Genomic DNA, 18,581 nt, shown 5'->3' on the forward strand with positions numbered 1-18,581 from the left:
TTAGCTTGCGTCAGATGATAAAGTTGACGCAACGTATGCAATGAAATGGACAGATTTGGCACTTCTTTGGGGAAAGATTTGCCGCCGTAAGGGTTGGACAGGTGAAACTCATAGACTTGGCCGCTATCGACCACGAGGAGAAGTCGGCAGCCGACATTATCAACGCTGTCTGCGAGGAACTCGGCTTTGACTATGCGTCTTATGCCACCTTCAATCCCGTGAAAGGTGACGTCCAAGGCTATGCAAACTACCCGGACGAATGGAAAATTCACTATGGAAGTCAAGGCTTTCACCATTTCGACCCGACCCTCTACCAATCTGTTCTCAGCATCGCTCCGGTTGATTGGGGGCGCTTCAACCACGACGAAAAATTCCACTCGGTTTTCCGGGACGCGCATGATTTTGGCATAACTCCGAGGGGTTTGACCGTACCTGTACGCGGCCCCTACGGAGAGTGTGGCCTGCTGAATGTGACACGCGATTGCACGGATTCAGAGTGGGAAAAGCTCAAAAAACATGTCATGGGGGACCTGCAGATGGCGGCAGTTCAGGCGCATGATACTGTGATGCAGTCTGGCCTGCTGGCCAAGGCGCTGTATCTTCCGGCCCTTTCGACACGGGAAAAAGAGATCCTGCAATGGGTCGCTGACGGCAAATCTCAGCAAGATATTGGCGACATCCTGTCGATTTCTCACCGAACTGTCGAAGTTCACATGCGGTCCGGGCGGGAAAAACTCGGTGCCCTGACCACGCCTCAGGCTATCGGACGGGCCATCGGACTGGGCTTAATTGCCCCAGGATAATCAAAAAAAACAAAAAATACGGGAAACCCCCAATAGTCTCAGCTCAAAACTTAGTTAACTTATTCTCTACGGTAACCAGACTGTAGGGGGATGGAAATGATCATCGTAATTGATGGTATCAACCAACATAAGTTTAATGACGTCTTGGACGAGATGTTCAAACTGCGCGCACGCGTTTTTGGAGACCGTCTTGGCTGGGAAGTCAACATCGTTGATGGGCGCGAGCGCGACCATTTTGACGATCTGCATCCTGCACACGTAGTCAGCATCAACGACGAGGGGGACGTTGTTGGGTGCATGAGACTGCTGCAAACGACTGGACCGCACATGCTGTCCGACGTCTTCCATTCAATACTGGACGATGAACCGCCGATCCGAAGTGCTCAGGTCTGGGAAGCGACCCGGTTCTGCGTCGACACCAAAAAGCTTGGCCGCGGACGCGGAGAAAACTCGGTATCCTATGTCACCAGCGAGGTTATGATCGGTTCGTTCGAATACGCCAAAACAGCGGGCGTTTTGGACTCGATCGCCGTGATCGATCCGGTGATGAACCGTGTTCTGCAACGGTCAGGCAACGCGCCGTATGACTATCTTGGATCCGCCAAGCCGATGGGCAAGGTGGTCGCGATGGCCGCTCTTATGGACTGCTCGGATGAGAGAATTTCGGGAATTCGGGATTATGCTGGCATTGAGCATGATGTCTTTCTGACCGACGAACAGGCTCTGGAGCGCTTCGAAGGCGCGAAGGCAAATCCAAGTGCCGCGAATTACGACCATCAGCCGCTAACGCAGCTGGAAAAATACTTTGTCGAACAGATGAATTCGGCAACATCGAAGGCCGAAGTAGATTCAGTGTTGAAACTGATCGAAGCGCTTTCGGACCGTTTTACGCCAGAGCAGAAGACCGCTCTGCTACGCACCCCCCGTGCTTTTGCTCATGAGGCCTGACCCCCTCACCTCATAAGTTGAAGCCACCCACACGGAGCCGTCTAATTTCAGACGGCTCCGTTTTTTTTGCCCATGGGGATGGGCGGAAGAGGATTACTCCTCTTCCAGTGCCTCTACGGCTTTCTGCAGGTCGTCCTTGCTGACTTCTTTGTCCGCAACCTGCGCCAGTTCGAATACGTAGTCGACGACCTTGTCTTCGAAGATCGGCGCACGTAGCTGCTGCTGCATCTGCGCGTTCTGCTGAACGAACTCAAAGAACTGACGTTCCTGACCCGGGTACTGACGCGCCTGGTTCATGATCGCTTGTGTCATCTCAGAGTCGGTCACTTCGACCTCGGCCTTCTGACCCAGCTCAGCCAGCAGCAGGCCCAGACGCACGCGGCGTTCGGCCAGCTTGTTGTGCTCGTCGGTGGGCTCGATCTCGGCGTGGTCGTGGCCTTCCACTTCCGGGTTTTCCTCGTGCCACAGCTGGTGTGCGATCTGCTTGGCTTCGGCTTCAACCAGCGACGGCGGCAGGTCGAACGACACTTTCTCGTCCAGCGCATCCAGCAGGCCACGCTTCATGACAGCGCGCGACGCACCGGCATATTCCGCTTCCAGACGCTCAGCGATCTGACCCTTCAGCGCTTCCAGGTCTTCCGCACCGAACTTGGTGGCCAGCTCGTCATTGACCTCGGCAGCAACAGGCTCTTTGACTTCTTTGACGGTGCAGGTGAAGACAGCGTCTTTACCGGCCAGATGCTCGGCGCCGTATTCCTCGGGGAACTTCACCTCGACGTCTTTTACCTCTTCGGCTTTCACGCCAACCAGCTGCTCTTCGAAGCCGGGGATGAAGCTGTTCGAGCCCAGAACCAACGGATAGTCTTCGGCGGAACCGCCTTCGAACTCTTCGCCGTCCACTTTACCAACGAAGTCGATCACAACCTGATCGCCATCCTTGGCTTTCGAACCCTTGCGGCGCGCTTTGAAGTCCTGAGCGGTTTCGGCCAGATTGTTCAGCGCTTCTTCGATGGCCGCGTCGTCTGCTTTGACAACCAGCTTTTCCAGTTCAACCGATTTCAAGTCAACTTCTGGGATCTCGGGCAGCGCCTCATAGGACATTGCGACTTCTACATCGTCGCCCTCTTTCCAGTCCTCATTGGTCATTTTGACCTCGGGCTGCAGCGCAGGGCGCTCGCCACTGTCTTCAAAGTGCTGGTTCATTGCGCCGTCGATGCTTTCCTGCATCGCTTCGCCCAACAGGCGCTGGCCGAACTGCTTTTTCAGCAGCGCCATCGGCACTTTGCCTTTGCGGAAACCCTTCATCTCGATTTCCGGCTGCGCTTCGACCAGTTTCTCGTTCACTTTGTCGTCCAGCTCAGCCGCGGATACGACGATGTTGTAACCGCGTTTCAGACCTTCGTTCAGCGTCTCGGTAACCTGCATTATGGTAGTCCCCATAGGATTCGGGGCGCGCAAAACGGCGCGCCGGGCAAATTTGACGCCTTCTATTTGCCCTGCCGCCCGCGTGCAAGGGGCAATGCCCAAGTCAGCCTTGTTTTGCCGCCGATTTGAACAAAAAAACGCCCCGAACCAAGTCGGGGCGCGTCCAGTTCACGGGGAAGGTCGTCAGAACTTCCAGAGCGCACCCAGCACCCAGGCTTCGTTCTTGTCAAAGTCGACCGTATCGTCGAAATCGTGGTTACGGTATTTCAGGTAGGCATCCGTGTTGATCGCATCGATCCGCTGAACAACTGCGATACCCCAGGACTTGGTGCTGGACCCCTGATTTTCGAAATCCGAACCGTCGAAATAGTCGATACCAACACCGGTTTTACCCCACGACACCCAATCGCCTTCGTAGGCAAGCTTGGTGTACCAGTAGTCCGGATCGCTTGCCCCGGCCGAGGTATCGTCCCGCGTCCCCAGAGCCGCGGTGAAGCTAAAGCCGCTTGGCAACAAGACCGAGGCCGACCCGATAGTATCCTTGCGCTCACCGGGTTGGCCGTCGAAATCGCGCACCGCGTAGGCGATACTCGCGGCAAACTCGACGCCGTTTGTAAAGGTGTTCCGGTACCGGACCGCGATGTCGTAGTAATCGTCATCATCGCTGCTGGACAGGATGTTCTGGCCGTAAGCGATCGCGGCAGAGAAACCGTTAAAATCAGGCGTATCGTAGCGCACCCTACCCCGGCGAGCTCCATCAAAGTTGCTGGCCGAGTCACCAACGGTGATGTCACTTAGAATTCCATCGGGTGCACGGTAGAAGAATGCGCCGTTTTCGTCGTTCGTGAACGAATACAATGCGGTCCCGACGTAAGACAGATCCGTTTCGGCGGCTCCGTCCGACGCCATGCTTCCCTGACCGGCGGAAAACTTGCCGTATCCACCCTTGAGCGAGAAATCGACGTGGCGAATGTCCTCGCGGGTCCAACCGTTGGTGTTGGTGCCGTCCTGGTTGGCCGTCCCGGTACTTGGCAGACCCAGACCCGTCTCGAAGCGGAACATGAACTCGTTGCTGCCATAAGGCTGCATCACGCGCAGGCCCACGCGGCTGTTGGACAGGTCATTGTCCAGCAATCGGGTCTCGGTCTCCTGGCCGTCATCGACCGACACGATCACCGGGTCAAACTGGCCATACAGCAGCACATAACCGCCACTGTTGTTGTCGTACTTCAACTCGGCTGCGGCGGGAATTGCCGTGGTAACGGCCAGAACTCCGGCAATTGAAAGGATGCTTAATTTCACTGTCATTTCTTTCACCATGAACGTTTATTTTCTGGATACTGCCTGTGGGCTAATCTCATGTGACAGATCCATCACGCGTAGAACCGGCTTTTCTGACTCTGAGGTTCCGCCTTACGGCTCTAAATCGGCAGAAACTAAATGGCAAATATATCAACATGTTGTTCGCGCACCCTCAAGAAGTTCAGGGCTCCTGTGTCAAGTCTGCCACTCCGCCACCCGTCTTTCAAAAGAATGACATGCAATGATGCAGATGCTTGCGGCCAATTCTTGCCGAAAGCCGCGGAAAGCGGCCAGATTCCGCGCATGCGTCAACTGGACATTTGCTGAAACACCTGAGGCAACTGCTCGGGCAAATCCTCGGCGATCAGACCCGGACCGAAAGAGCGCGCGCATTCCACATGTAGCCAAGCCGCAGTTTCCGCAGCCGGCATGGGATCAAAGCCCCGCGCCATCAAGCCGGTGATGAACCCCGCCAAAACATCGCCGGAACCCGCCGTTGCCAGCCACGGTGCGGAACGTTCGTAATGGGCCGAGTTGACTGCGCAGCGCCCATCCGGCGCGGCAATCACCGTATTCGGCCCCTTGAACAGCACGACGCACCCTGCTCTTTTGGCAGCATCACGGGTCGCGTCGACCTTTGAATAGGCCGGGCCCTTGATCAGAACAGCTTTCAGCTTTTCAGAGATATCCGGAAATAGTCTTGCGAACTCACCCCCATGGGGTGTCAAAACGCAATTCTCGTGCAGCATGTCAAACAGCACCGATGGATCGTCTGCAAAAGCCGTCAGCGCGTCCGCATCCAGCACGGTTGACCGACCAACGGCCAGAGCAACCGGCACCAGATCACGCGCTCTGTCCAACCCTAAACCGGGGCCAAGACATAGGGCATTCAAACGCTCATCCTTAAGGGTTTCCGTCAGTACGTCACCATCCTCAAGCCGCCGCAACATGATGGCTGTGACTTCCGTCGCAGCTTCCAGCTGGGCCGCCGGAGGAACGCCGAGCGTCACCAACCCTGCCCCGATGCGCAAAGCGCCCCGGGCAGCCAAACGCGCTGCTCCGGTCTTGCCCGAGCCCCCCGACAAGATCAGCGCGTGTCCGTGAGAGTACTTGTGATCCATCGTGGCCTTGGTCCACGGAACAACTCTATCGGAAACAAGCTGAACCACTTCTTTTGATGTTTGACGTTGAAGCCCGATTGGCTTGGTTCGAACCAGTCCGCAGGTTTCGGGGCCAACGCCAATCAAATGACCGACCTTTTGGCCATGAAACGTAACCGTTAGATCAGCCGTTATCACATTCCCAAGAACTCGGCCGCTATCGGCGCATAAGCCGCTGGGAACATCGATTGCCACGACACGCGCGCCGTGTTGCCGCATCAGGCACCTTGCATCTTCAGACGCCAAGAGTGTGAATATCCCTTGGAAAGGACGCGTCAGCCCAGTTCCGAACAACCCATCAATAAGAAGGTCAAATTTTGGCGGAAACTTAAGGTAGTCATCGACCAACGGAGGTGGATTGATCTTAAGAACATTGACTTCGTATTTCCCCTTCCATCGCTCATAGTTCGTTCGCGCGTCAGGCGGCAGTTTTTTCGGGTCGCCATACAAGTATACCTCAACCTCCCAACCCCACTCCTTCAGCAACCGCGCGACGACAAACCCGTCACCGCCATTGTTGCCGGGGCCGCACAAAACCACGGCCGTTCCGGACGTTTTTGACAGTTCGGGCCACTCCTCGAAAACGGCCTCGACGACCCCTCGACCGGCGCGCTCCATCAGCTCCAGGCCGGTGACCTGACCGGACTCGATGGCGGCCTGTTCTACCGCCCGCATTTGCGCCGCTGTCAGTAATTCTGCCATCTCAAATCCCCTGACGATTCAATTTCGATTACTTTTTGTGCAAGTCGATCAAAAAATGACCTGCCGCCTGATTTATCAGCGCCCAACCCGGACCATTTTCGCAATCACATTGCCGACCGATTTTAGACGTGGTCAGTGCCTCAGTGACAAGAGTTAAAAGGAGCCCGGGATGAAGAAGATCGAAGCGATCATCAAGCCGTTCAAACTCGATGAAGTTAAAGAAGCGCTGCAGGACGTCGGCGTCCAGGGTCTCAGCGTGATCGAGGTTAAGGGTTTTGGCCGTCAGAAAGGCCACACCGAACTGTATCGCGGCGCGGAATACGTCGTTGATTTCCTGCCCAAGGTGAAGGTCGAGGTTGTGCTGGACGACGATCAGGTCGATGCGGCCATCGACGCCATCGTTGCGGCAGCCAAAACCGACAAAATCGGCGACGGCAAAATTTTTGTCTCGCCCGTAGAACAAGCCATTCGCATCCGGACCGGCGAAACCGGCCCGGAAGCCCTGTAACAGAACAATCTCAAAGCAGAGGAATAATAAGCTATGAGCAAGGACGCAGTTCTTCAGCTGATCAAGGACGAGGACGCCGAATACGTCGACGTTCGCTTTACCGACCCGCGCGGCAAACTTCAGCACGTGACGCTGATGGCAGATCAGGTTGACGAAGACTTTCTGGAAGAAGGCTTCATGTTCGACGGTTCGTCCATCGCGGGCTGGAAGTCGATCGAAGCATCGGACATGAAGCTGATGGTCGACACCGAAAGCGCTTATGTCGATCCGTTCTACGCGGAAAAAACCATCTGCGTGCACTGCTCGGTTGTCGAGCCCGACACCGGCGAAGCCTACGAGCGTGACCCGCGTGGCACTGCCCAGAAGGCCGAGGCCTACCTGAAAGCATCGGGTATCGGCGATGTTGCCTATATGGGCCCCGAAGCCGAATTCTTCCTGTTTGACGATGTTCGTTTCTCAAACAGTATCAACAAGGTATCGTACGAAGTTGATGCAACTGACGCGTCGTGGAACACCGACACCGAGTACGAGATGGGCAACATGGGCCACCGTCCGGGTGTCAAGGGCGGTTACTTCCCGGTGAACCCGATCGACGAAGCGCAGGACCTGCGTTCGGAAATGCTGTCGACCATGAAGCGTCTGGGCATGAAGGTCGACAAGCACCACCACGAGGTTGCGTCGTGCCAGCACGAGCTGGGCCTGATCTTTGACAGCCTGACCAAGCAGGCGGACGAGCTGCAGAAGTACAAGTACGTCATCCACAACGTTGCACACGCTTACGGCAAATCGGCCACTTTCATGCCGAAGCCGATCGCAGGTGACAACGGCACCGGTATGCACGTGAACATGTCGATCTGGAAAGACGGCAAGCCGCTGTTCGCGGGCGACAAATACGCCGACCTGTCAGACGAGGCCCTGTGGTTCATCGGCGGTGTTCTGAAGCACGCCAAGACTCTGAACGCCTTCACCAACCCGTCGACCAACAGCTACAAGCGCCTGATTCCAGGCTTTGAAGCACCTGTTCTGCGCGCCTATTCGGCACGTAACCGCTCGGGTTGTGTTCGTATTCCTTGGACCGAAAGCCCGAAAGCCAAGCGCGTCGAGGCCCGTTTCCCCGATCCGGCCGCAAACCCGTACCTGGCGTTTGCCGCCTTGTTGATGGCCGGTCTGGACGGCATCAAGAACAAGATCGATCCGGGCGAAGCCATGGACAAGAACCTGTACGACTTGCCCGCCGAAGAACTGGCCGACATCCCGACCGTCTGCGGCAGCCTGCGTGAAGCTCTGGAAGCTCTGGCATCCGATCACGACTTCCTGCTGCAGGGCGACGTGTTCACCAAAGACCAGATCGACGGCTACATCGCACTGAAGATGGAAGAGGTGGAAACCTACGAGCACACTCCGCATCCGGTTGAATACGGCATGTACTACAGCTGCTAAACCAAGGGTTAGCGGAACGACTAAACAAAAGGGCGCCTGTTAGGCGCCCTTTTGTCATTCCGGACATCCGCATCACAAGCGTCTTGACTGACAGTTGGTATCGTCAGAGCCTGCTCTGAAGTATTGGCTTAATCACTTTGGGAGGAAACGATGCGCCTGATGTTGAAGTTCACGATACCTGTTGAGAAAGGTAATCAGGCCGAGCGGGACGGCACACTTGGAGCAGCGATTGACGCTCTGGTAAAAGAAGTGAACGCAGAGGCCGCATATTTCGCGCTGGAGCACGGCAAACGGATGGGGATCGTCATATTTGAGGAAACCGATCAGGCCCGCATGCCCGCGATCAACGAACCGCTGTTTGCGGCGCTGAATGCCAACATAGAAATCCAACCCGTCTTGACCTCCGAAGACCTGCAGCGTGCGCTGTAAATGATCGCAACTGCTTAGATTGAACCGATTGAGGGAATGAAAACCATGCGGCGCCTCGCCATTTTGATTGCTTTCACAGTATCCATGCCCGCGCTGGCGGCAGCCGCCCCCTGCGGCAATACTGGCAGTGGATTTGAGGCGTGGAAAAGTGACTTTGCCAGACAGGCCAAACGCGCCGGCGTGAAAAAGAAGGGTCTGCAAGCACTGGCGCAGTCGCAATATGCCACGCGCACAATCGCGGCGGATCGTAATCAAAAGAGCTTTAAGTACTCCCTGGAAAAGTTCATGCGCGTGCGCGGCGCGGACACCATCGTAGCACAGGGCCGCAAACGCAAAGCGCGAAACCCGCAATTCTACGCGGCACTTGAGCGCCAATATGGCGTGCCCGCCGGCGTCTTGATCGCCATACACGGCATGGAAACAGGCTTTGGCAATTTCATGGGTGACAGTCAGGTTGTTTCCGCGATCACAACACTGGCCTACGATTGTCGCCGGTCCGAGTTCTTCATCCCTCACGCCATCGGGGCACTGAAACTGGTCGATCAAGGCAGCATTACGACGGCCACAAAGGGCGCGAAACATGGTGAACTTGGGCACACTCAATTCCTGCCCGGCAATGCCATGACATACGGTGTCGATGCCACCGGCGATGGTCGCGTTGATTTCTACAATATGACGGATGCACTGGCCTCAACCGCCAATTTTCTACGTAAGAAAGGATGGAGACCGGGGCGCGGCTATCAGCAGGGCCAGCCAAATTTTGCGGTCATTCAACAGTGGAACGCCGCTTCGGTATACCAGCAGTCCATTGCGATCATGGCCGCCCGAATCGACGGCTGAATGTGGTCGGGAATTCGGACCAATGCACCAAATTTCAGCCACATTATCGCCACAGAAATGAAACGGCCCTTAAAATGCCTAGGTTTCCATAGCGTAATCAATCCACGCGATTTTTCATTTTTTTCCATTTTCGCCCAAATCTGCCCCAGATCGCTTGCTAGATTGTTTCCAACGACAGGATGCGACAAAGGACAGCGCAGTGACTCCGAAGCACAGCTATCACGGTGGTCTGCAATTCAACGGTAAGGCCGAAGGCGCGATTGAGCGGTTTGGAAAAATCGTTGCGACGACGCTTCAGGACTATGGTCACCTGGTCGAACGCAGGGCCCTTCTGAGCGCCACCGAAGCCAGTATTGTTTCCAGCCAGTACCTGGTGCGCCTGACTCTGGACACTCAGGCGGCCGAGACTGAAGACCGGTTCGGGCGTCTGGACCGCGCAGCAGGTCTGAAAACAATTCCCAGACCGATTGTGAGCAAGCCGCAAAACCGGCTGACAATCTCGGTTTCCCCGGTTTCGCCGCTGCTGGACGACAGCGAAGTTTCCGAGCTGATGCTGGTGGTGATCCTTTACAGGATGGTCGACATCTGCGCGACGCAGAGGATTGAATGGCTATCCCCCAATACCGTTCTGACGCTCGAACAATTCATGAGCGCGTTTGACTCCCTGACCCCCGGAAAAACGCGGAACAGAAAGCAGATATTCGAGGCAGTAACAGGCCCGTTTGCAGGGCTGAACATTCCTGACGCAGAAGACCTGGATGAGCCAGAAAAATCGGCGCTGAAACCAGCAGCCCGGCCGATCCAGCTGTCCGATGAGCAGTTGCTCAGCATCGCTTTTCGGACAGAAGAACCTATCGAGCAGCCTACCGATCGGGACGACACGCCCCCCCTCGACCACGAAAAACCCAGCGATATCCTGCGACTGACCAGTTGGGGATTGACGGGTGCCGTGGCAAGCGTGTCGGTCCCGATTGCGGCCTCATTGGCCGCTGTAAACCTGATCAAGGGCGAAGACTTTCGCCTTAATACTCAGGTGCTGGCCTATTCCGTTGCGATCTCCGCTCTCAGCACAAGCGGTGCATTCGCGGGCGTAGCCAGCGCGTTGGGCATGTAGTCCAGCATCAAGTGACCCTCCTTGGAGGCCCCGCCATTAGGCGGGGTTTTCCATTTTGGCCACCTGATGCGCCGCAAGCACATATGTATGGATCGAGAAGATGACGGCCCGCGTTTCCGGCAGGCGCAAAAGTGTCTGCCGTTCACTTCGCAGGAAACTTGCTGATCCCGGATCCGTTATGTCACGGGGCTCGCCTGCGCTGCGGGGTTGATGAAGCTCGGCGTCCTCATACCACAGCGCGTTGAACCGCCACAGCGGGCGCCCCGGCTGTATCCCGTCGAACAATCGCTGAACGCGACGGGCGACGTTTTCGTCATAGCTGTCCACAGGAACATGAATGCCGACGAGGGGACGCATGAATTTCTCGGACAACCGCCAACTGGCGGGAAAGCACAGGATAGCTCCGGTCAGAACGTGTTCATCCCCTTGCTTTTGCAGAATGCAGAAATCTTCCTGCACCAACTGGCATAGCGTGTCCAATGGACGATCCCGATCAACCTGCACCCCCTGCCCGTCGGGCCGGATCACATGGTCCGTGCTTCCCGGATGGGTATATTGCACAACCAGCTCCAGCAATTCCTGTGCGGCAGGCATCGCGGCCGGGTCCAGCGCAAGCACATCCGAGCGCCGTTCCGCCAACAGCGTTGCTCGTCTTTTCATTTGGGCCGCGAACGCGTCATCGCAGTGCAACCAGTCATCCATGCTGGCTGGCTGAATACCCGGCAAGGGACGTTGGTCCAGCGGATTGTATGGGATAGAAGTTTGAAGAATGGTCGTCATGGTTCTGACCTACCATCGGAATTTTCGCTTGTCGGTCAAAAAGCGACGAACGCGCCGTCGCAAATTTTCAAGACGCTGGACGATTGATTCTTCACGTTCGAAAAATAGGCAGGGAGACCCACCATGAATCAGCACTATCGCGACAACCGCAAGATCGACCCGACCAAAGGTGCGACCCTTGGTGATGGCACCCCGAACGAGAATGACCGGATCGAAATCGGCCCGACGCAGCTTGCATTCTCGGAATGGGAACAGGCCGGCCTTGTTCTGCCCGACCTGACCCGGATGCGGGAACACCGGTGGAAGCGTTTGACCCAAGCCATCGTCGATCGAGGCTATGGTGGGCTGTTGATGTTCGACCCGCTCAACATCCGCTATGCCACCGACAGCACCAATATGCAGTTGTGGAACACCCATAACCCCTTCCGGGCCGTTCTGTTGTGCGCCGATGGGTATATGGTGATCTGGGACTACAAGAACTCTCCCTTCCTTTCGACGTTCAACCCGCTTGTGCGTGAGCAACGATCCGGTGCGGATCTGTTCTATTTCGACCGGGGCGACAAGGTGGATGTGGCCGCAGACGTGTTTTCGAATGAGGTGCGCGTTCTGATCGACGAGCATGGCGGCGGCAACAAGCGCCTGGCCGTGGACAAGATCATGCTACACGGCCTGCGCGCGCTTGAGGCGCAAGGTTTCGAAATCATGGAAGGTGAGGAAGTCACCGAAAAAACCCGCGCCATCAAGGGCCCGGACGAAATCCTTGCCATGCGCTGTGCCAACAACGCCTGCGAAACGGCCGTGGCCGAGATGGAGAAATTCGCGCGCGCCAATGTAGGCAATGGCAAAACCTCGGAAGATGACATCTGGGCGGTCCTACATGCCGAAAACATCCGGCGCGGTGGCGAGTGGATCGAAACCCGTCTGCTGGCCTCGGGTCAGCGCACCAATCCGTGGTTTCAGGAATGCGGCCCGCGGATCACCCAAAAGAACGAGATTATCGCTTTTGATACTGACTTAATCGGCTCGTACGGCATCTGCATCGACATCTCGCGCACATGGTGGATCGGGGACGAAAAACCCCGTCCCGACATGGTTTATGCCATGCAGCACGCGCATGAGCACATCATGACCAATATGGAGATGCTGAAACCCGGTGTGATGATCCCGGAACTGACCGCCAATGCGCATAAGCTGGACGACAAGTTTCAGGCGCAGAAATACGGCTGTCTGATGCATGGCGTCGGCTTGTGTGATGAATGGCCGCTGGTCGCTTACCCGGATAAGGCGGTGGCGGGCTCGTACGACTATCCGCTCGAGCCCGGCATGGTGTTGTGCGTTGAAGCAGCTGTTGGCGAGGTCGGTGGCGATTTCTCGATCAAGCTGGAGGATCAGGTTCTGATCACCGAAGACGGGTATGAGAACCTGACCACCTATCCCTTTGATCCTCAGCTGATGGGTCTGAGCTAAGGCCTCAGTTCGACCAGTAAGACCGCCTGACATTGCCGTGCCAGTCTTCTGTGACGGGTGCGGCAGTTTCCATTGTGCCCGAAGAAACCAGCGGCCAATTCTGACCGAGTGAAAAACCGATCACACCGGTCAGTGCGATCACTATCACAATATCCGGGCGCAATATCACGCCACTGGATTCAGATACGCTATGTGCCATTTGAGCCTCCTGAGCTGAAAAGTTCTGTGACCGCAACATGGGGGCGTTAAATAAATTATTAAAACGAATATTTTTTACCTTAAGTATCACGTATCGTGATAAATAAAAATTCTCGAGGGCTTCGGTGCAAACCTGTATCCAAACCTCACCTTCCCGTGACGCGTCTTACAATGGGGTTGAGCGGCCTGATGGAAGCACACACTATTGGTTCATCCCGACACACAAGGAACTGCCATGCCCACCGAACGCATTACCTTTGCCGGTCACGACGGCAACCAATTGGCCGCGCGCCTTGATCTGCCAGACGGGCCGGTCCTGGCAACGGCGCTGTTTGCACATTGTTTTACCTGCTCAAAAGACATCCCTGCTGCACGCCGAATTGCGGCGCGACTTGCGGCGATGGGTATTGCCGTTCTGCGTTTCGACTTCACCGGGCTGGGACATTCCGGCGGAGAATTCGCCAATACGACCTTCACCTCGAATGTCGAAGACCTGATCGCTGCTTCGCACTACCTCGCCGGTCGCAACATGGCGCCAGCGCTCCTGATTGGCCATTCGCTGGGCGGAGCCGCGGTCCTGCGCGCACGTTCGGGCATTCCCAGCGTCAAAGCCGTGGTCACGCTGGGTGCACCCGCTGATCCGGGCCATGTCGCTCATCACTTTGAAGACGCTTTACCGGAGATCACGCGGGAAGGTGCGGCTGACGTGATGTTGGGTGGGCGCCCTTTCCGCATTGGCAAGGCATTCGTTGACGACATCTCTGAGACTGCCCTTCTGCCAGCAGTTGCCGACCTGAAAGCCGCGTTGTTAGTCTTGCACGCACCACGGGACGAAACCGTAAGCATCGACAATGCGAGCACAATTTTCCTTGCGGCCAAACACCCCAAAAGCTTTGTGACCCTCGATGATGCTGACCATCTGATCACACGTGCAGCGGACGCGGAGTACGCAGCGGACGTAATCGCCGCATGGGTGACGCGCTATGTCAAACTCTGCCCGCCTGCTCCGCCTCCGGGTGCGCCCGAAGGTGTTGTGCGCGTAACCGAGGCCGACCCGTCCGGGTTTCTGCAGGATATCCAATCCGGCCCCCGACACCACGCGGTTGCAGACGAACCGGCCTCATACGGCGGCACCGACAGGGGGATGTCCCCCTATGGGTTCGTGTCGTCCGGTTTGGGGGCATGCACATCGATGACCATCCGCATGTACGCCCGCCGTAAACGCTGGCCGCTGAACGGCGTCACGGTCGATGTCTGCCACAACAAGGTGCACGCTCAGGACGCGGGCTTGGCCAACGAAGGGAAGGTCGACCAGTTCCGACGTAAAATCCGCCTGGAAGGTCCGTTAACGCTAGAGCAGCGCGCCCGTTTGATGGAAATCGCGGACAAGTGCCCGGTGCACAGAACGCTGGAAGGGTCAGCCCAGATCACGACGGAATTGCTGGACTGACCCGATGCGTTATCGCCGCCCTGCGGGGCGGTGAATGGGCGGTCGGGCGGCTGGAGGACGCGCGGCGGGTGGACGCGGCCTGTTTGGCGGTCGCGACACCGGCGGTCTGTTCGGCGGCTTGGCGATGGGTGGAACCGGGCGCGCCGGGGGGCGCGTCCCCGGACGCCCCGGTCGATCCGGCCGGTCGATATCAATATCCACGTCAACGTCGTGGTAGTAGTCATTCCACAGCATCGAGTCATAAAACGGATCGTATCCATATCCGACGCCTACGGTCACACCGTCACAGGCCGACAGGGTCAGGCTTGCTACGCCCATCCCCAAGGCGAGGGTTACGCGTTTGATCAGTTTGCGGGTCATCGGCGCCTCCTCACTGCTCAGACTTGAACGACGCGAAAACGGCGTTCAGGTCGTCAACATAGGCCGGGTCGGCGCCATTGCGCAGGATCGCCACAACAACTGCAACCCGATCCTGCGGCAGGTCGATAACGGTCGCGGTAAAATTCACGCCGCGCCCGTCGCGGTTACCGGTCCCCCGAATAATGCGCGCTGGCAACCCACCGATGCGCGTCGAGGTGGTCTCGGACACAGTTGGGTCCTTGACCAAAAACTTGTCGATGTCCTCAAGGTATCGAAGACCACCGTCGATTGAGGCAACTCCCGACGGTGAAACAAACCCTATCCAGACATTATCATCCGTGACCGGTCGCAATCCCATGACACGCGCTACCGCTCGGGTATCACCCAGCTCGGTATCCTCAATCTCGCGCGGGCCACCCGTACGCAGCGCCCAGTAATCGGGGACCGAGAAGCTGAATAGCGCTCGACCGTTGTCAGTATAGGTGACGGGGGTATCAGCCGAAGCGGTTCCCCCACTCAGCCAAAGTGCAGCGCAAACGGCGAGTGTCGAGGCAAATTGAATACGCATATCTCAATAACCTGATGATTTCGTTGAACGCAGAATGACCGGCAGGGACACGTTTTGTCCAGCATCACATTGTGCCGGAAAGAAAAAACCGCGCCGGGATACCTCCGGGCGCGGTTCCGTAAAGGCGATTTCGGTGGAGATCAGGTGCGGGCGTCGCCCACCAGTTTCCACAGGCCGGGGATCAGTACTGCAGCCAGCACCAGCTTGATCGCATCACCCACCAGGAAGGGCGTCAGGCCCCATTCCAGAATCGGCTTGTCCCAGCCGTACAGTTGACCCAGCCACAACAGGCCCGGCGCGTAAATCACGACATTGGCCAGAACCAGCGCCAGTGCCATCTTGCCAAACGAGCGATCCCAGCCGCGCGCGGCCAGAGCACCCAGCAGAACAGTTGCCAGCAGGTAACCAACCAGATAGCCGCCTGTGCCACCCATCATGTAGGTCAGACCGTACTTCTCGGCCGAAGAACTCGCGAAGACGTCAAAGCCGAGCGCTCCGACCAGCAGGTAGCCCAGCATGGTGATCAGGCCCAATCGGGTTCCATAGGCGGTGCCGATGGTCAGCACAGCAAAGGTGCCCATGGTGATCGGAACAGGCCACATCGGGACTTTGATTTTGGCGGCAATCGCTAGCGCAAGGATGCCCAGCGCGACCAGAGCAACCTGTTTGACACGCAGCGCTGTCCCTTCACGTGGGCCAATCGCATTGGCCAGAACATTCGCATTCATTTTCATATCTCCACATTCGGACTTATATGCAGGCGCAGCATTGCCTGGTCTACAGGCTGGCCGCAAGATGATTACGCTATCTTATCTGATATTTGGTGTTCATTTCATAGGATTTTCGCGGACCATTCACGATCCAGCGGACAGACCAGCGCGGCCAGTCAAAAAAATCGTACTCGGCGTCGTAACTGTCGGGTGGGCAATCGTGGTGGTCGTTGGCTCGTGCAGTGCCAAATTTCAGTGTGTGGAAATACCGCCCGTCATCGAAGTGTACCGACACGCCCTGCCCGCTATTACGCCAAAGGTATTTGCGCGTCCCTTTCATCCCGGGTTGGCCGGGGAGATGCAGCGTGACTTCTTCATCATAGATCAAACCGTCCGCAACCCGGTGCAAGTTTGCCTGTCCATCCGCCTGCACGATCTGGGCAGCCCGCGCGTCCCGGATCGTTCGGGTCAAATCCCAGCAGCCTTCAAAGTCGGACAGGCTTGTCGGCAAGTTCATTCGGCGAAGGTCCCCTCCGTCGTGCCGCCGTTGTCGTCCACGAACCGGATGACCCTGCCGCTTTTCTGAACGTCATAGCAGGCCCACAGATCCGACGGCGGCCAGAGCGAGCAATACCGATCCTCACGCACCGCCCAGCGCCCCGAGCTGGGTCCGCCTGAAAAGTACTGTGTCAGCATCGTATCGTCGAAAGTCTGCCAGATACCTTGCCCGTAATCGAGCTTGTGCCCTGTCAGCGCCGTCAGAATCTCATCCCCGTTCAAAGTCCGAAACTCTTCCGCCTGCAGCAAACCGGGCCAAAGGGCCAAAATCAGGGCAAACCGTCTCATTTATGCACTCGCGCCTTGTTCCTTTGCCTGCACGGGTTTAAACCCCGCCGCATCGCCTCCTGCCAAATCACAATAAGGTGCCGCTGCCAATGATTCCACGCTATTCCCGCCCCGACATGGTCGCCATCTGGTCGCCCGAAACCAAGTTCCGTATCTGGTATGAGATTGAGGCACATGCCTGCGACGCCATGGCGGATCTGGGGGTCATCCCGCGCGAGAATGCCGAGGCGGTGTGGAAAGCCAAGGATGTGGAATTCGACGTGGCCCGTATTGATGAGATCGAGGCCGTAACCAAGCACGACGTCATCGCGTTCCTGACTCATTTGGCCGAGCATGTTGGCAGCGAAGAAGCGCGTTTTGTGCATCAGGGCATGACCAGCTCGGACGTGCTGGACACCTGCCTCAATGTGCAGCTTACCCGTGCCGCAGACCTGTTGATTGCTGACCTCGAAGGTCTTCTGGCCGCTCTGAAGCGCCGTGCCATCGAACACAAGAATACCGTCCGCATCGGTCGCAGCCACGGCATCCACGCCGAACCGACGACGATGGGTCTGACTTTTGCCCGTTTCTATGCCGAGATGGATCGCAACCTGTCGCGGATGCGCGATGCCCGCGCAGAAATCGCAACCGGCGCGATCAGCGGTGCGGTCGGCACCTTCGCTAATATCGACCCGCGCGTCGAAGAGCATGTCTGCGACAAGCTGGGTCTGGTCCCGGAACCGATCAGCACTCAAGTCATCCCGCGCGACCGCCATGCGGCGTTCTTCGCGACACTTGGTGTGATTGCCAGCAGCATCGAAAACATCGCAATCGAAATCCGCCACATGCAACGGACCGAGGTGCTGGAAGGTGCCGAGTTCTTTTCGATGGGTCAAAAAGGCTCCTCGGCCATGCCGCACAAGAAAAACCCGGTGCTGACCGAGAACCTGACTGGTCTGGCGCGCATGGTGCGCGCGGCCGTGATCCCGGCGATGGAGAACGTTGCGCTCTGGCACGAGCGCGATATCTCGCATTCCTCGGTCGAACGCATGATCGGACCGGACGCCACAATCACACTGGATTTCGCATTGGCGCGACTGACTGGCGTAATCGACAAGATGCTGATCTTCCCCGAGAACATGCTTGAGAACATGAACAAGTTCCCCGGCCTGGTGATGAGCCAGCGGGTTCTGCTGGCGCTGACCCAGGCCGGCGTCAGCCGTGAGGATGCCTATGCCATGGTTCAGCGCAATGCGCTGAAAGTCTGGGAACACCGCACCGATTTCAAGGAAGAACTGCTGGCAGACCCCGACGTCACCGCCGCGCTGAGCCCCGAAGAAATCGAAGAGAAATTTGACCTCGGCTATCACACCAAGCACGTGGACACGATTTTCGCCCGCGTATTCGGCGAATAATCCAAGCCGATCAAGCAGTTCAAAAGGCCCGGTTCGCACGATGCGAGCCGGGCTTTGTTCCTTTGCCAGACGGCATCAAATCGGTTATCCTAAGCGCGTATTTCCGAACAGGAGAAACATGATGGTCCGAACTCTTA

20 protein-coding genes are annotated in these 18,581 nt (G+C 57.0%); 10 read left to right on the top strand and 10 right to left on the bottom strand.

Going from position 1 to position 18,581, the window contains the following annotated elements:
• Positions 1-101 precede the first annotated feature (101 nt).
• Both MHN28_RS16645 and MHN28_RS16650 read left to right on the top strand, forming a co-directional pair.
• Positions 102-803 (top strand): LuxR family transcriptional regulator, encoded by a 702-nt coding sequence (locus MHN28_RS16645; protein WP_239343698.1) that lies wholly within the window; start codon positions 102-104, stop codon positions 801-803.
• Between the two features lie 96 nt (positions 804-899).
• On the top strand, positions 900-1,751 hold the full coding sequence (locus MHN28_RS16650; RefSeq protein WP_239343699.1) for an acyl-homoserine-lactone synthase: 852 nt from the start codon (positions 900-902) through the stop codon (positions 1,749-1,751).
• Between the two features lie 93 nt (positions 1,752-1,844).
• On the opposite strand, the gene tig is transcribed toward MHN28_RS16650, so the two are convergent.
• The 3 genes from tig to MHN28_RS16665 all read right to left on the bottom strand — a co-directional run bounded on the left by tig (position 1,845) and on the right by MHN28_RS16665 (position 6,340).
• Positions 1,845-3,176 (bottom strand): trigger factor, encoded by a 1,332-nt coding sequence (tig, locus tag MHN28_RS16655; RefSeq protein WP_239343700.1) that lies wholly within the window; start codon positions 3,174-3,176, stop codon positions 1,845-1,847.
• A 183-nt stretch (positions 3,177-3,359) separates the two neighbouring features.
• A complete protein-coding gene (locus MHN28_RS16660) occupies positions 3,360-4,484 on the bottom strand; it encodes a porin (protein WP_239343701.1) in 1,125 nt (374 codons plus the stop codon).
• 302 nt (positions 4,485-4,786) lie between these two features.
• The gene (locus MHN28_RS16665) at positions 4,787-6,340 is read right to left on the bottom strand and encodes an NAD(P)H-hydrate dehydratase (RefSeq protein WP_239343702.1); all 1,554 of its coding nucleotides are present in this window, start codon (positions 6,338-6,340) and stop codon (positions 4,787-4,789) included.
• A gap of 169 nt (positions 6,341-6,509) precedes the next feature.
• Between MHN28_RS16665 and MHN28_RS16670 the strand changes: the two genes are divergently transcribed.
• From MHN28_RS16670 to MHN28_RS16690, 5 genes are all read left to right on the top strand, one after another.
• The gene (locus MHN28_RS16670; RefSeq protein ID WP_058274017.1) at positions 6,510-6,848 is read left to right on the top strand and encodes a P-II family nitrogen regulator; all 339 of its coding nucleotides are present in this window, start codon (positions 6,510-6,512) and stop codon (positions 6,846-6,848) included.
• 33 nt (positions 6,849-6,881) lie between these two features.
• Complete coding sequence (gene glnA / locus MHN28_RS16675) at positions 6,882-8,288, top strand: type I glutamate--ammonia ligase (protein ID WP_239343703.1); 1,407 nt, start codon at positions 6,882-6,884, stop codon at positions 8,286-8,288.
• A gap of 150 nt (positions 8,289-8,438) precedes the next feature.
• The gene (locus MHN28_RS16680) at positions 8,439-8,717 is read left to right on the top strand and encodes a hypothetical protein (protein ID WP_239343704.1); all 279 of its coding nucleotides are present in this window, start codon (positions 8,439-8,441) and stop codon (positions 8,715-8,717) included.
• Positions 8,718-8,762: 45 nt separating this feature from the next.
• The gene (locus MHN28_RS16685; RefSeq protein ID WP_239343705.1) at positions 8,763-9,557 is read left to right on the top strand and encodes a lytic transglycosylase domain-containing protein; all 795 of its coding nucleotides are present in this window, start codon (positions 8,763-8,765) and stop codon (positions 9,555-9,557) included.
• 199 nt (positions 9,558-9,756) lie between these two features.
• On the top strand, positions 9,757-10,671 hold the full coding sequence (locus MHN28_RS16690) for a hypothetical protein (protein WP_239343706.1): 915 nt from the start codon (positions 9,757-9,759) through the stop codon (positions 10,669-10,671).
• Positions 10,672-10,707: 36 nt separating this feature from the next.
• On the opposite strand, the gene MHN28_RS16695 is transcribed toward MHN28_RS16690, so the two are convergent.
• Positions 10,708-11,451, bottom strand: coding sequence for a DUF3445 domain-containing protein (locus MHN28_RS16695; RefSeq protein WP_239343707.1), 744 nt, complete (start codon positions 11,449-11,451; stop codon positions 10,708-10,710).
• A 123-nt stretch (positions 11,452-11,574) separates the two neighbouring features.
• On the opposite strand from MHN28_RS16695, the gene dddP reads away from it, so the two are divergent.
• A complete protein-coding gene (gene dddP / locus MHN28_RS16700; RefSeq protein WP_239343708.1) occupies positions 11,575-12,918 on the top strand; it encodes a dimethylsulfonioproprionate lyase DddP in 1,344 nt (447 codons plus the stop codon).
• Between the two features lie 4 nt (positions 12,919-12,922).
• On the opposite strand, the gene MHN28_RS16705 is transcribed toward dddP, so the two are convergent.
• On the bottom strand, positions 12,923-13,117 hold the full coding sequence (locus tag MHN28_RS16705) for a hypothetical protein (protein WP_239343709.1): 195 nt from the start codon (positions 13,115-13,117) through the stop codon (positions 12,923-12,925).
• Between the two features lie 234 nt (positions 13,118-13,351).
• On the opposite strand from MHN28_RS16705, the gene MHN28_RS16710 reads away from it, so the two are divergent.
• Positions 13,352-14,566 (top strand): bifunctional alpha/beta hydrolase/OsmC family protein, encoded by a 1,215-nt coding sequence (locus MHN28_RS16710; protein WP_239343710.1) that lies wholly within the window; start codon positions 13,352-13,354, stop codon positions 14,564-14,566.
• Positions 14,567-14,575: 9 nt separating this feature from the next.
• Here the strand turns inward: MHN28_RS16710 and MHN28_RS16715 are convergent, their stop codons facing one another.
• The 5 genes from MHN28_RS16715 to MHN28_RS16735 form a co-directional block, all read right to left on the bottom strand.
• Complete coding sequence (locus MHN28_RS16715; RefSeq protein WP_239343711.1) at positions 14,576-14,926, bottom strand: hypothetical protein; 351 nt, start codon at positions 14,924-14,926, stop codon at positions 14,576-14,578.
• 10 nt (positions 14,927-14,936) lie between these two features.
• Positions 14,937-15,494, bottom strand: a complete 558-nt coding sequence (locus tag MHN28_RS16720) for a hypothetical protein (protein WP_239343712.1) — start codon at positions 15,492-15,494, stop codon at positions 14,937-14,939.
• Between the two features lie 140 nt (positions 15,495-15,634).
• Positions 15,635-16,222, bottom strand: a complete 588-nt coding sequence (locus tag MHN28_RS16725) for a biotin transporter BioY (RefSeq protein WP_239343713.1) — start codon at positions 16,220-16,222, stop codon at positions 15,635-15,637.
• 76 nt (positions 16,223-16,298) lie between these two features.
• Positions 16,299-16,721, bottom strand: a complete 423-nt coding sequence (locus tag MHN28_RS16730) for a DUF6314 family protein (RefSeq protein WP_239343714.1) — start codon at positions 16,719-16,721, stop codon at positions 16,299-16,301.
• Positions 16,718-17,050 carry a hypothetical protein gene (locus MHN28_RS16735; RefSeq protein WP_239343715.1) on the bottom strand — a complete coding sequence of 111 codons (333 nt, stop codon included), beginning with the start codon at positions 17,048-17,050 and terminating at the stop codon, positions 16,718-16,720. The genes MHN28_RS16730 and MHN28_RS16735 overlap by 4 nt, the downstream gene beginning before the upstream one ends.
• A gap of 89 nt (positions 17,051-17,139) precedes the next feature.
• Between MHN28_RS16735 and purB the strand changes: the two genes are divergently transcribed.
• Entirely contained in the window at positions 17,140-18,444 is a 1,305-nt protein-coding gene (gene purB, locus MHN28_RS16740; RefSeq protein ID WP_239343716.1) for an adenylosuccinate lyase, read from the top strand.
• The last annotated feature ends 137 nt before the right edge of the window (positions 18,445-18,581 follow it).

The organism is Ruegeria sp. Ofav3-42 (assembly GCF_022347725.1).
GTDB lineage: Bacteria > Pseudomonadota > Alphaproteobacteria > Rhodobacterales > Rhodobacteraceae > Ruegeria.